This is a genomic window from Roseovarius sp. B08 (genome assembly GCF_051417955.1).
Lineage (GTDB): Bacteria > Pseudomonadota > Alphaproteobacteria > Rhodobacterales > Rhodobacteraceae > Roseovarius.
Genome location: NZ_JBPRLW010000002.1, coordinates 98,589 through 110,803 on the forward strand (window position 1 = coordinate 98,589; position 12,215 = coordinate 110,803).

Sequence of the window (12,215 nt, forward strand, 5' to 3'; positions counted from 1 at the left end):
CTCCCTCAGGCGCGCAAAAGTTCTTCGGCAATGATGATCTTGCGGACTTCGCTTGTACCCGCGCCGATTTCCAGCAGCTTGTTGGCGCGGAACAGCCGGTTGATTTCGGTGTCCTGCATGTAGCCAGAGCCGCCATGGATATGGCAGGCTTCGGTCACCGCCTTGTTGAATGCCTCGCCGGCATAAAGACAGGCCGCTGCGGTCAGTTTGTGGATTTCGCCGCGGCCCCCGGCCCCTTTTGGCAGGCCGGTACAGGCGGCCAGCGCACGATAACTGAAGGCACGCGCGGTTTCGACCTCGGTGTAGATCTCGGCCAGTTTCGACTGCATCATCTGGAAACTTGCAATCGGTTTGCCGAATTGTTCGCGAATCTTGGCGTATTCCAGTCCCAGCTCCAGGGCGCGTTCGGCCATGCCAACGCAGACTGAGGCAACCATAGCACGCTCCAGATCCAGTCCGCTCATTACCACCGAAACGCCGGTGTTTTCCGGTCCAACCATGGCGGATGCGGGTACGCGGCAATCCTCAAACACCAGTTCTCCGGTTGGCGAGCCGCGGAAGCCCATTTTGTCAAGCTTTTGCGCCACCTTGAAACCGGGATTGTCCGTCTCGATGATGAAAGCAGAAATGCCCTTGGCGCCCTTCGACTTGTCGGTTTTGGCATAAAGCAGGATCACATCGGCAATGGGGCCGTTGGTGATGTAAATCTTCGAACCGTTGATGACATAATCATCACCGTCGCGGCGGGCAGTGGTGGCCATGGATCCGAGCGCATCGGATCCCGCACCCGGTTCGGTCAGGCCCAAAGCACCAACCAGGTCGCCCGAGCAAAGACCCGGCACATATTTCTTCACCTGCTCTTCGGAGCCGTTGCGCAGCAGGTTATTCAGGCACAGGTTGTCATGCGCCCCGTGCGAGAGGCCCACAGCCGGATTCCACTTCGAAATCACCTCGGACACCAGCGCCTGGGTGAACTCGGTCTGTCCCGATCCGCCCAGCTCCTCCGGCGCGGTAATCCCCAGCAGGCCCAGCTCGCCCATCTGCTTGAACAGATCATCGGGCCACCATTCCTCGTCATCCATACGCGACTGCAGCGGGTGCAGCACCTCGCGAGATACCCGATCCACGTGATCGACGATCTGGCGCTGCTCATCGGTCAAAGAATAGTTCGCCCTGATGGCTTCCAGATCAGCCGCGATGGCCTCACTTTGAGTGGTCATATCATCCTCCCGAAAAATGTCGTCCGCAGTGTTGACCAAAATCAAACACATGTTAGAAAATAGATCAAGCCAAGCTTTTGACGACCTGACGTAAGAAAGCGCGGTGGTCAGAATACAGGGGGAGCTTCGGAAATGACTGAGAACGTTGTTCAATCGCAGGCGCGCGGCAAAGAAGTGCGTATCACGATTCGACGTCCTGACAATCGAAATGCCCTCAACCGTGAGGTCGCAGACGGGATCATGGCCGCCATATGTGCTGCCGAGAGGGACAGCGATTGCCGCGTGATCGTTCTGACCGGCGAGGGCGAGCGCGCCTTCTGTGCCGGGGGCGACATCAAGGCGGGGGCGGATGGCGGCCCGTTTGTTCAGGATCCGGCGGACCCGGATCATTTTGCCGGAAGGTTGTTCGAGACGATACAGGCGTGCCGAAAGCCAACGATCGCGCGCATCAATGGCGTCGCGATGGGGGCGGGAGCGGGCATCATCTGTGCCTGCGATCTGGCTGTGATGGCGGATCATGCCCGCATCGGAACGCCGGAAGTGAAGGTGGGTCTGTTTCCCATGACGATCGTGCCACCCATGATGCGCGTGCTGCCCCGGCGGAGGCTGATGGAGATGTTCATCACCGGCGTTCCTCTGACGGCCGAGGAAGCCCTGCAGTTCAATCTGGTTAACTATGTGACCGATGCCGCGGGGTTGGACGACAAGGTTGCAGAACTGGTTGTCCAGATTGCTGCGCAGTCGCCGAGCGCGATCCGGCTGGGAAAATACGCCTGTCACGCGATGGAGGATATGACCTATCCGCAGCAGATGCGGTTTGCAGAAACACTGTTACCGCGTGTGGCGCAGACCGAAGACGCGCGCGAAGGCTTCGATGCCTTTATTGAGAAGCGCAAACCCGAATGGACGGGCCGCTGATCAAGCGGGGAGGAGAGGAATATGTCGGAACGAAAGCTGCGCATCGGATGCGCGTCGGGCTTCTGGGGCGATACGCCGGAAGCGATCGGTCAACTGGTCTCAAAGGGCGAGATCGACTATCTGGTGTTTGACTATCTGGCAGAGGTGACAATGTCGCTGATGGCGCGGGCCCGCGCCAAAGCGCCCGAGTCGGGCTATGCGCCGGACTTCGTCAAGGCGCTGGCACCCTGGTTGCCGGATATCAAGTCAAAAGAGATCAAGGTCGTTGCCAATGCCGGGGGCGTGAACCCGCGTGGCTGCAGCGATGCGCTTGCCAAAGCCGCCGCCCAGGCCGGGATCGATCTGTCCATCGGAGTCGTGCTGGGCGATGACCTGTTGCCTAGGGCCGATGAAATTCGCAAAAATGGTCAGACGGAAATGTTCTCGGGTAACGAATTTCCAGACGACATTTGGAGCATGAATGCCTATCTGGGTGCCCGCCCCATCGCTGCCGCGCTGGATGCCGGGGCCGACATCGTGATCACCGGACGCTGCGCGGACAGCGCGGTCGCGCTTGGTCCCCTGATGCATGAATACGGCTGGGGCGACGATGACTGGGACAAGCTCAGCCAGGGATCGCTGGCCGGCCACCTGATCGAATGCGGCCCCCAGGGAACGGGCGGCAACTTCACCGACTGGCAGGACGTGCCGGGTTGGGACAATATGGGCATGCCCATCGTCGAGGTGTCCGAAGACGGCAGTTTCATCATAACCAAGACGCCTGACACCGGCGGGCTGGTCGTGCCCGGATCAGTCGGAGAGCAGATGCTCTATGAAATCGGGGACCCGCGCGCCTACCTGTTGCCCGACGTGATCTGCGACTGGTCCGGGGTCACCCTAGAACAGGTCGGACCCGACCGGGTGCTGGTCAAGGGCGGCAGGGGGCTTGGGCGCACCGACAGCTACAAGGTGTCGGCGACCCATGCCGATGGCTGGCGCGCGGTCTCTACCCTGACACTGGCCGCGATTGACGCACCCGCCAAGGCCGAACGTGTGGCCGAGGCGATCCTGACCCGCTGTCGCCGGATTTTCCGCGACCGCAACATTGGAGATTTCCGGCAGGTCAGCGTCGAGGTGCTGGGGGCCGAGGCGGCCTATGGCGCAAATGCGCGCGCCCGGACCCGCGAGGTGGTGCTCAAGATCGGCGCGGTCCATGACGATCGCGCCGCGCTGAACATCTTTGCCGGCGAAATCGCACCGATGGCGATTTCGACCGCGCAGGGTCTGACCGGGTTCTTCGCCGGACGGCCAAAGGTGCAGCCGGTGGTCCGTCTATTTTCCTTCCTTCAGAGCAAGGCCGAGACCCCCGTCGCGGTCGAAGTCGACGGCAAGGATGTGCCCGTGCGCGTGGCCGCCACGCCAGTCCACCTTGATCCGCCTGCCGCACCGCCCGCAGATAGCCGCGAGCCCGGTCCGGACGTTGTCAAGGTCCGCCTCGTCGATCTGGCCTGGGGCCGCTCGGGCGACAAGGGGGACATCGCCAATATCGGCATCCTCGCGCGCAAGCCGGACTACCTGCCATACATCCGCTCGGCTCTCAGCGAAGAGGTGGTGAAGGACTATTTCGCCCATGTCTGCGACGGCAGGGTAGAACGGTTCGACTTGCCTGGAAGCCATTCGCTGAATTTCCTGTTGCATGAATCGCTTGGCGGTGGCGGCATCGCCTCGGTCCGCATAGACCCGCAGGGCAAAGGGTTCGCGCAGATGCTGCTTGATATCGAAATTCCCGTGCCAGCCGATCTGGCCGCACGTGACGGACTGAATGCCGCGAACCCGAACTAAGAGGACGACACCATGACCATTTCGAAACTCCTGGTCGCCAATCGGGGTGAGATCGCGGCGCGCGTGTTGCGCACCGCCAAGGCCCGCGGGCTTGCGACGGCCGTGTTGCGTCATGTCGCCGAGCAAGAGGGGCCGGCGCATCTGATCGCAGATGAGGTCGTGATGATCGACGGCCCGACGCCCGTGGCCGCCTATCTCGATATTCCTCAGATCGTCGAAGCCGCCAAAGGGATCGGCGCGGACGCGGTTCATCCCGGCTATGGCTTTCTGTCAGAGAATGCCGGTTTTGTCGCGGCGCTGGAAAAAGCCGGAGTGACCTTTGTCGGCCCGACGTCCGAGGTCATCGACCTGATGGGGGACAAGGTCCGCGCCCGTGCCTTTGTCGAGGAACGCGGGTTTCCCGTCGCCCCCTCGGCGATCGAGGATGATGATCCGGCGAGCTTTGTCGAACGCGCCCGCGCCGTTGGCTATCCGCTGCTCATCAAGCCCTCGGCCGGGGGTGGCGGCAAGGGCATGCGCGTCGTACGCGAAGACAGCACGCTGGAGACCGAAATCGAAACCGCGCGCCGCGAAGGCGAACGGTATTTCGGTGACGGCCGCCTGTTTGTCGAACGCTATATCGAACGCCCGCGCCATATCGAGGTGCAGGTGATGGGCGACGGGCAAGGCAACGTGGTCCATTTCTGGGAACGCGAATGTTCGATCCAGCGCCGGTTCCAGAAGATTATCGAGGAAACGCCCTCTCCGGCGCTGACCCCCGAGCAACGGGGCGAGATCTGCGAAACCGCTGCCGGAATTGCCCGCGCCGTCAACTATCGCGGGGCAGGGACCGTTGAATTCATCTATGCGCAGGACGGGGCCTTTTATTTCCTGGAAATGAACACCCGCCTTCAGGTCGAACATCCGGTGACCGAACTGGTGACCGGCTTCGATCTGGTTGCCGAGCAGCTGCGCATCGCGGCAGGCAAGGGCTTGAGCGCCGCGCAGGTGGATATTCCCCAAACCGGACACTCGATCGAACTGCGCATCTGCGCCGAGGATGCGACCGCCGATTTCCGCCCCGCGATCGGGGATATCCTGCTGCTGGACGAACCCATGGGCGAGGGGATCCGCGTGGACAGCGGCATTCTGGACGGCGGCAAGGTGACAACCGACTTCGACCCGATGTTGTCCAAGCTGATCGTGCATGGCCCGGATCGCGCGCAGGCCATCGCCCTCGCGCGGCAAGCGGTGCAAGACTATGTAATTCTCGGGGTGACGACCAACACCGGTTACCTGGATGCAATACTTGCACATCCGGATTTCGCCTCTGGTGACGTATCAACTGGCTTCCTGGCTGAACAATCCGAAACGCTGACCGCGCCGGGCGAAGATGTCTCTGACTTGCTGATAGCGGCGGCGGCCCTATCGGACGAGCGCCTGGTGAGTGACGTAATGCAGATACCGGAAATGTACCGCAAGATGGGCGGGTGGAGAAACTGATGCAACGGATTTTTCAGATCGACGGAGAAGAGACTGATTGCTGGCTGGGTCATGATGGCAGCCGGTTCGTGCTCAATACCCCCACTGGCGCTGTTGCCTGCCAATTGGACCCGACGGGTCTGCCGGGCGGTTACAAGCTGCGGGCCAAGGGTGTTGTGCGCGAATTGCGACTGGCCGTGGGGCCGGAAGCAACTTTTTTGCACATGGACGGGCGAACCTACGAAGTCGGGCGGGTTGATCCCGCCGAACGCCTGGCCGGAAGCGACGGTGGCGCGAGCGACGACCGATTGGTGGCGCCCATGCCGGGTGTCGTGGTGTCAGTTGCGGTTAAACCCGGCGATGCGGTTGAAGAAGGCCAGCCGCTTCTGGTGATCGAAAGCATGAAGTTGGAAACCACACTGACGGCGCCGCGCGACGGGGTCGTTGCCGAAATGCCATTCGCCGAAGGCGACAGTTTTGGTCTGAAAGACATCCTGGCCCAATTGGCTCCGGAGGAGGAGTGACCATGCGCAGAATTGAAAGTCAGATCGACACCAATGCCGCCGACTACAAGGCAAATTTCGCCGCCATGTCTGAACGGCTGAAGGAATTCCACGCTCGCCAGCACACGGCGCGTTTCGAACGTCCGCAACGCGATATCGACCGCCTTGCCCGCCAGAACAAGCTGGGCGTGCGCGAGCGGCTGGAACTGCTGCTGGACCCCGGCACTCCGTTTTTGGAATTTTCAACCTTGGCGGCCTGTCGTGAATACGACGGGGTGGTGCCCGGCGCAGGCGTGGTTACGGGGATCGGCATCGTGCAAGGCCGCGAGGTCGCCATCCACGCTAACGATGCCAGCGTCAAGGGCGGTGCCTGGTATCCGCATACCGTGAAAAAGATCGTGCGCCTACTGGATGTCGCGCTGGAAAACCGTCTGCCGGTCATCCATATCTGCGACAGCGCGGGCGGTTTCCTGCCGCTGCAGCACGGGGTGTTTCCCGACCGGTATCTGGGCGGGCGGGTGTTCCGCAACCAGGTCAAGCTGAGCCAGGCCAATATCCCGCAGATTGCCGTGGTCGGCGGTCACTGCACGGCTGGCGGCGCCTATGTGCCGACGCTGAGCGACTACAACATCATCATCGAAGGCACAGGGGCGATTTTCCTTGGCGGTCCCCCGCTGGTCAAGGCGGCTACCGGCGAAGAGGTCGGTGTTCAGGAGCTTGGCGGCGCGGTCATGCACACCTCGGTATCGGGCACCGGCGACTATCGCGCCGCGACCGAACAACACGCCTTTTCATTGGCCCGCGAGATTGTCGGCCAGTGGAAGCGCACGCCGAAAACGATCATCGAAACCGCGGCCTATGAAGAGCCTTACTATGACCCCAAAGAACTCTACGGGATCGTTCCAAAAGACCGGAAAACCCAGTTCGACATGCGCGAGGTTTTGGCCCGGATCGTGGACGGTTCACGCTTTCACGAGTATCAGCCCGACTATGGCACCACGATGGTGTGCGGCTTTGCCCATATCTGGGGTTACAAGGTCGGCATTCTTGCCAACAACGGGGTGCTGTTCAACGACAGCTCGCTCAAGGCCGCGCATTTCATGCAGCTTTGCAACCAGAACCGGACGCCTCTGGTCTTCTTCCAGAACATCACCGGCTACATGGTCGGCCGCGAATACGAAGAACGCGGCATCGCCAAGGACGGCGCCAAGATGCTGATGGCGCAGGGCGGCTCGGTCGTGCCGAAGTTCACCGTGATCGCCAATGCGTCTTACGGGGCCGGCAATTACGGCATGTGTGGGCGGGCCTGGGATGCGCGCACGCTGTTCATGTGGCCCCAGGCCGAAATCGGCGTGATGGGCGCGGATCAGGCCGCCAACACCATGGCGGACGTCAAGATTCGGCAGCTTCAGCGCGAAGGCAAAGAGTTGACCGAAGAAGAAATCGCCGCGATCCGAGAGCCGGTGCTGGAAAAATACAAGCGCGATGTCGAAGCCTATACCTCGACCTCGGAATTGTGGGACGATGGTATACTCGACCTGGCGGACACACGCAACGCGCTCGGCATGTCGATTTCTGCCTCGCTCAACGCACCGATCGACGATCCGCACTACGGGATCTTCCGTCTGTAAAGGCTTGAGGGACGGCTCACCGGGTCGGGGAGCGCCGTTCCGCGTCAAGGCGCTTTCATCTGGCGCTTTCGGAATCTGAAGCAGTCCTGTCCGGTCCGGTGCCCAGACAGGTCAGGACGATGTCCGCCGCGCCTCCTGAATGGAGACGACGTCAGAGGCCGCCATGCCGGGCCGGTCTGCCTCGACCGCCTTCAGCGGCTCGACCGGCGTCAATCCGGCCAGACAGTCGCGCGCAAGTTGCTGGTATTCCGCGGTGCCGCGCGTTTTCCACGCGATTTCTTTCTCGCTGACCTCGCGGATCACCTTTGCCGGCGATCCCACCACCATCGAACGCGGCGGAATCACGGTTTCGCCACGCACAAACGCCTGCGCGCCGACAATCGATTCCGCCCCAAGCTCTACACCATCCATAATGACGGAATTCATTCCGACCAGAGCGTTCCGGCCCACTGTGCAACCGTGCAGGATCGCGCCATGGCCGATGTGGCCGTCGCTTTCCACCACGGCGTCGCGGCCGGGAAAGGAATGGATGATGCAATTGTCCTGAACATTGGCTCCATCGCCGATCACGATCCTGCCGAAATCGCCCCGCAAGCTTGCTCCGGGGCCGATGTAGCATCCATGACCCAAGATGACATTTCCGATCAGAACGGCCTGGGGTTGGACATATGTATCCTCGGGCACGACGGGTATAAAACCCTTGAACTCATAACAGTATGCCATTCCGATCACCTTTCGTAAGCTGAGTGCTAAACGCTTGTCAGCGGTTGCGCCGGGACCAGAATCCCTCAATTGTGCCGCCGATCAGGGCGTGTGGCCCGAAAACAAACACAAGTTAGAAAATAGCGCAAGCACCCTACGTCACAACTCGGCGATATTGACACTGCCGAAGGATAGGATTTAAAATCTAACAAATGGTAGAAAATAGGCTTGCGGACCGATCAGGGTGGCCTGACCGAACTTGGGAGAGAGAAGAATGACAGACAAAGCCTATGTTGCCGGCGTCGGGATGGTCCCGTTCCAGAAGCCGGGAAAATCCGAAAGCTATGATGTGATGGCGACTGCGGCCACCCGTTCTGCTTTGGCGGACGCGGGGTTGGATTATGATAAAGTCCAACAGGCCTATGTGGGCTATGTCTATGGCGACAGCACCTGCGGTCAGCGCGCCCTGTACCATGTTGGAATGACAGGCATCCCGGTTGTGAATGTGAACAACAACTGCTCGACCGGATCGTCCGCCCTGTTCCTGGCCCGTCAGGCCGTGGAAAGCCATGCGGTGGACTGCGCTCTGGCGCTTGGGTTCGAACAGATGCAGCCCGGGGCGATCGGCGCGATGTTCCATGACCGGATCAGCCCGTTCGCGGCTTTCGACAAGGAAACCGACGAACTGGTTGGCAGCGCCGAGATCCCGCTGGCGCTGCGTTACTTCGGCGGTGCGGGCAAGGCGCATATGGATGAGTTCGGCACACCCCTGGAAACCTTCGCCAAAATCCGCGCCAAGGCCAGCCGACATGCTGCGAAGAATCCGGTTGCCCTGTTCCGGCAGGAGGTGACGGCGGAAGATGTCATGGCCGCCCAGGTCGTCTGGCCCGGCGTGATGACCAAGCTCATGGCCTGTCCGCCAACCTGTGGCGCGGCCGCCGCGATCATTTGTTCGAAGGAATTCGCCGACAAACACGGACTGGACAGTTCGGTTCGGATCGCGGCGCAGGCCATGACGACGGACGGACCGGAAACCTTCGAAGCCCATGACATGCGCGAAGTGGTCGGCTTTTCGATGGCAAAGAATGCCGCCGACCAGGTCTATGAGACCGCGGGCATCGGGCCCGAAGACGTGGATGTGGTCGAACTGCACGACTGTTTCGCCCACAACGAACTTATCACTTACGAGGCGCTTGGTCTTTGCGGGCGTGGCGAGGCGGCGAAGTTTGTCGATGATGGCGACAACACCTATGGCGGAAAATACGTGACCAACCCGTCGGGCGGTCTTTTGTCCAAAGGCCATCCGCTTGGGGCGACCGGCCTAGCGCAATGTACCGAGCTCGTTCAGCAGCTTCGCGGCCAGGCAGATGCGCGCCAGGTTGATGGCGCACGTCTGGCGCTTCAGCACAATCTGGGCCTCGGCGGGGCCTGCGTCACCACGCTTTATGAAAAAGCCTGACAGCGCCTTTCGGGAGGAATCAATATGACTGGAAAACTCAACGGTCGCGTGGCGCTGGTCTCGGGCTCGGGCCGGGGCATTGGCCGCGAAATCGCTCTCAAACTGGCCTCGGAAGAGGCTCGGCTGGTGGTTAACGATCTGGACGCCGGTCCGGCCAATGAAACCGCCGAGGCGGTGCGCGCAATGGGAGCTGAGGCCGTGGTCTGTGCCGGCAGCGTTACCGAAGATGGTTTTGCCGAACGGTTCATCAAGACCGGCGTGGACAGCTTTGGCGGGTTAGACATCATCGTGAACAACGCCGGCTACACTTGGGATAGCGTCGTTCAGAAGATGTCCGACGAACAGTGGCAGGCGATCATCGACGTCCACCTGACGGCACCTTTCAAGATCCTGCGCGCTGCCCAGCCGGTGATCAGCGCCAAGGCCAAGGAAGAGGCCGCCGCCGGGCAAGAGGTGTTCCGCAAGGTAGTCAACATCTCGTCCATCGCAGGGACCGGCGGCAATGCTGGCCAGATCAACTATTCCGCCGCTAAGGCCGGCATCCTAGGGTCAGGATTCATAGCCAGAACATGACGACGGCAGCCAATGCGCATGCTGATAGGAAGACCTTCGGGCACCTGTCGTAGCGGGTCGCGACCCGTCGCCAGTCCTTGAGGCGAGCGAAGCTGTTCTCGATCTTGTGGCGCTTGCGGTATCGGGCTTCGTCATAGGGGATTGGTACCTTACGGTTCTTTCGGGAAGGGATGCACGGCGTGATCCCCTTGTCTTCAAGGGCTTCGCGATACCAGTCTGCATCGTATCCACGGTCTGCCAGCATGTGGTTGGCGGGAGGAAGGCCGTCCAGCAGTGCACGGGCGCCGATGTAATCGCTCCGTTGGCCGGCCGTCAGAAACATCCGTAGCGGGCGGCCTGCCGCATCGGTCACCGCGTGCAGTTTCGAGTTCATCCCGCCCTTGGTACGTCCGATCAGGCGACCGCGCCCCCTTTTTTCAGCCCCAGGCTGGAGGCCGTGCGGTGCGTCTTCAGATGCGTCGCATCGATCATCAGCGTGTCAGTCCCGCCGCCTTGATCGGCCAGTTCGAGAAGCATCCGGGCGAAGATACCCTTATCGCTCCATCGCTTCCAACGGCTGTAGAGCGTCTTATGCGGCCCATACTCCGCAGGGGCATCGCGCCAACGCAAGCCATTGCGATTGATGAAGATTATACCGCTCAAGATCCGTTTGTCGTCCACACGGGGCTTGCCATGCGACTTCGGGAAAAAGGGTTTCAGCTTGGCCATCTGCGCATCGCTCAGCCAGTAAAGGTCGCTCATGTCACCGCTCCGTTTTCGGAGCCGTGAATCACGCAGCGCAACGGAAATCAATGCATCCTGACCCTAGGGGTCACCCGGACGATGGCCAAGGAATGGGGCCGCTATAAGGTCAACGTCAACGCCGTCGCCTTCGGCCCGATTCGAACCCGCCTGACCGAAGGCAGCGCGGATGGCGACAGCACGATCAAGGTCGAAGAAAAAGAGATCAAGGTCGGCGTGAATCCCGATCTCCTGTCCCAGATGGAGCGCATGATCCCGTTGGGCCGGGTCGGCACTCCGGAAGAAGCTGCCGGTGCCGTCTATCTGTTCTGCTCACCCGAAGCTAACTTCATTTCAGGCCAGCACGTCATCTGCGGTGGCGGTTTCGTGATCTAAGGCATTTGCCCGGACCCGATGACGGGGTCCGGGCAAGCACATTAATGTCTGGGCGGCCTCTTGGCGGTCGCCAATGCGGAATTTTCCGCAAACTCTAGTCTGGCACGATCACGACGATTGACTCACTTGCGTTATTAACCTAACAGGCGTTAGTTTAGGCGTTGGGGCGATACGAAAGTCTATGGCACAAAACACGGCAATCAAAGTCAACGAGACATCGCGCAGCGCGGTTGGACGGGACGGGGTGCTGGACATTGCCGCGCGGCTTTTCCGCGAACAAGGCTACGGGTCCGTTTCGCTCCGAAAAATTGCCGAGGCCGCCGGGATCAAGGCGGGTAGCATATACTATCATTTCGGTTCCAAGGACGAGATCGTCGCGGCCGTTCTTGATGCAGGGATTCGAGTCGTTCACGCGAGCATGAGAGACGCCATCACCGACCTGCGGGCCGATACCGACGGCGAAACGGTACTGCGCGCCGCGATCCGGGCGCATCTGCGCGCGCTTCTTGATGTGAGCGATTATACATCGGCGAATGTGCGTATTTTCGGGCAGGTGCCGCAATCCGTCCGGGATGCCAACTTGCCTACGCGAAGGGCCTATGAGGCAGAGTGGGACAGTCTTCTGTCCCAGCTTAAGAAAGACGGCACGCTGAAGCAAGACGTCGATATCCGTCGCCTGCGCCTGATGCTGATCGGTACATTGAACGCCACGCTCGATTGGTTCGACCCGGACCGCGGTAGCGCCGATGCGTTGTCACGCACCTATGCCGATGTGTTCCTCAACGGGATACTCCAAAGACAGGATACCTGA

At 60.9% G+C, this 12,215-nt stretch carries 12 protein-coding genes; 9 read left to right on the plus strand and 3 right to left on the minus strand.

Going from position 1 to position 12,215, the window contains the following annotated elements:
• Positions 1–5: 5 nt before the first annotated feature.
• The gene (locus tag ACSQ76_RS21760; protein WP_437158299.1) at positions 6–1,373 is read right to left on the minus strand and encodes an acyl-CoA dehydrogenase family protein; all 1,368 of its coding nucleotides are present in this window, start codon (positions 1,371–1,373) and stop codon (positions 6–8) included.
• On the opposite strand from ACSQ76_RS21760, the gene ACSQ76_RS21765 reads away from it, so the two are divergent.
• From ACSQ76_RS21765 to ACSQ76_RS21785, 5 genes are read left to right on the plus strand one after another with little or no spacing between them, the layout of a single operon-like run.
• Positions 1,353–2,138, plus strand: coding sequence for an enoyl-CoA hydratase-related protein (locus tag ACSQ76_RS21765; protein ID WP_074940518.1), 786 nt, complete (start codon positions 1,353–1,355; stop codon positions 2,136–2,138). The two genes, ACSQ76_RS21760 and ACSQ76_RS21765, sit on opposite strands and share 21 nt — an antisense overlap.
• A 21-nt stretch (positions 2,139–2,159) precedes the next feature.
• Positions 2,160–3,959 (plus strand): acyclic terpene utilization AtuA family protein, encoded by a 1,800-nt coding sequence (locus ACSQ76_RS21770; RefSeq protein WP_437158300.1) that lies wholly within the window; start codon positions 2,160–2,162, stop codon positions 3,957–3,959.
• A gap of 12 nt (positions 3,960–3,971) precedes the next feature.
• A complete protein-coding gene (locus ACSQ76_RS21775) occupies positions 3,972–5,441 on the plus strand; it encodes an acetyl-CoA carboxylase biotin carboxylase subunit (protein ID WP_437158301.1) in 1,470 nt (489 codons plus the stop codon).
• Complete coding sequence (locus ACSQ76_RS21780) at positions 5,429–5,944, plus strand: acetyl-CoA carboxylase biotin carboxyl carrier protein subunit (protein ID WP_057817059.1); 516 nt, start codon at positions 5,429–5,431, stop codon at positions 5,942–5,944. The genes ACSQ76_RS21775 and ACSQ76_RS21780 overlap by 13 nt, the downstream gene beginning before the upstream one ends.
• A 2-nt stretch (positions 5,945–5,946) precedes the next feature.
• The gene (locus ACSQ76_RS21785) at positions 5,947–7,554 is read left to right on the plus strand and encodes an acyl-CoA carboxylase subunit beta (protein WP_437158302.1); all 1,608 of its coding nucleotides are present in this window, start codon (positions 5,947–5,949) and stop codon (positions 7,552–7,554) included.
• A gap of 111 nt (positions 7,555–7,665) precedes the next feature.
• Here ACSQ76_RS21785 and ACSQ76_RS21790 read toward each other — a convergent pair whose 3' ends face one another.
• On the minus strand, positions 7,666–8,277 hold the full coding sequence (locus tag ACSQ76_RS21790) for a transferase hexapeptide repeat family protein (protein ID WP_057817055.1): 612 nt from the start codon (positions 8,275–8,277) through the stop codon (positions 7,666–7,668).
• A 253-nt stretch (positions 8,278–8,530) separates the two neighbouring features.
• On the opposite strand from ACSQ76_RS21790, the gene ACSQ76_RS21795 reads away from it, so the two are divergent.
• Together ACSQ76_RS21795 and ACSQ76_RS21800 are read left to right on the plus strand one after the other, a co-directional pair.
• Positions 8,531–9,715 (plus strand): lipid-transfer protein, encoded by a 1,185-nt coding sequence (locus ACSQ76_RS21795; RefSeq protein ID WP_057817054.1) that lies wholly within the window; start codon positions 8,531–8,533, stop codon positions 9,713–9,715.
• A 24-nt stretch (positions 9,716–9,739) separates the two neighbouring features.
• Entirely contained in the window at positions 9,740–10,288 is a 549-nt protein-coding gene (locus ACSQ76_RS21800) for an SDR family NAD(P)-dependent oxidoreductase (RefSeq protein ID WP_437158303.1), read from the plus strand.
• Here ACSQ76_RS21800 and ACSQ76_RS21805 read toward each other — a convergent pair.
• Positions 10,272–11,029, minus strand: a protein-coding gene (locus ACSQ76_RS21805; protein WP_420557722.1) for an IS5 family transposase whose coding sequence is annotated in 2 segments (ribosomal slippage) — positions 10,272–10,693 and positions 10,693–11,029 — 759 coding nt in all. Because the reading frame shifts where the segments join, the coding sequence is not laid out codon by codon here. The two genes, ACSQ76_RS21800 and ACSQ76_RS21805, sit on opposite strands and share 17 nt — an antisense overlap.
• 81 nt (positions 11,030–11,110) lie before the next feature.
• Here ACSQ76_RS21805 and ACSQ76_RS21810 point away from each other — a divergent pair.
• Both ACSQ76_RS21810 and ACSQ76_RS21815 read left to right on the plus strand, forming a co-directional pair.
• Positions 11,111–11,404, plus strand: a complete 294-nt coding sequence (locus tag ACSQ76_RS21810; RefSeq protein ID WP_437158304.1) for an SDR family oxidoreductase — start codon at positions 11,111–11,113, stop codon at positions 11,402–11,404.
• Between the two features lie 181 nt (positions 11,405–11,585).
• On the plus strand, positions 11,586–12,215 hold the full coding sequence (locus ACSQ76_RS21815) for a TetR/AcrR family transcriptional regulator (RefSeq protein ID WP_057817049.1): 630 nt from the start codon (positions 11,586–11,588) through the stop codon (positions 12,213–12,215).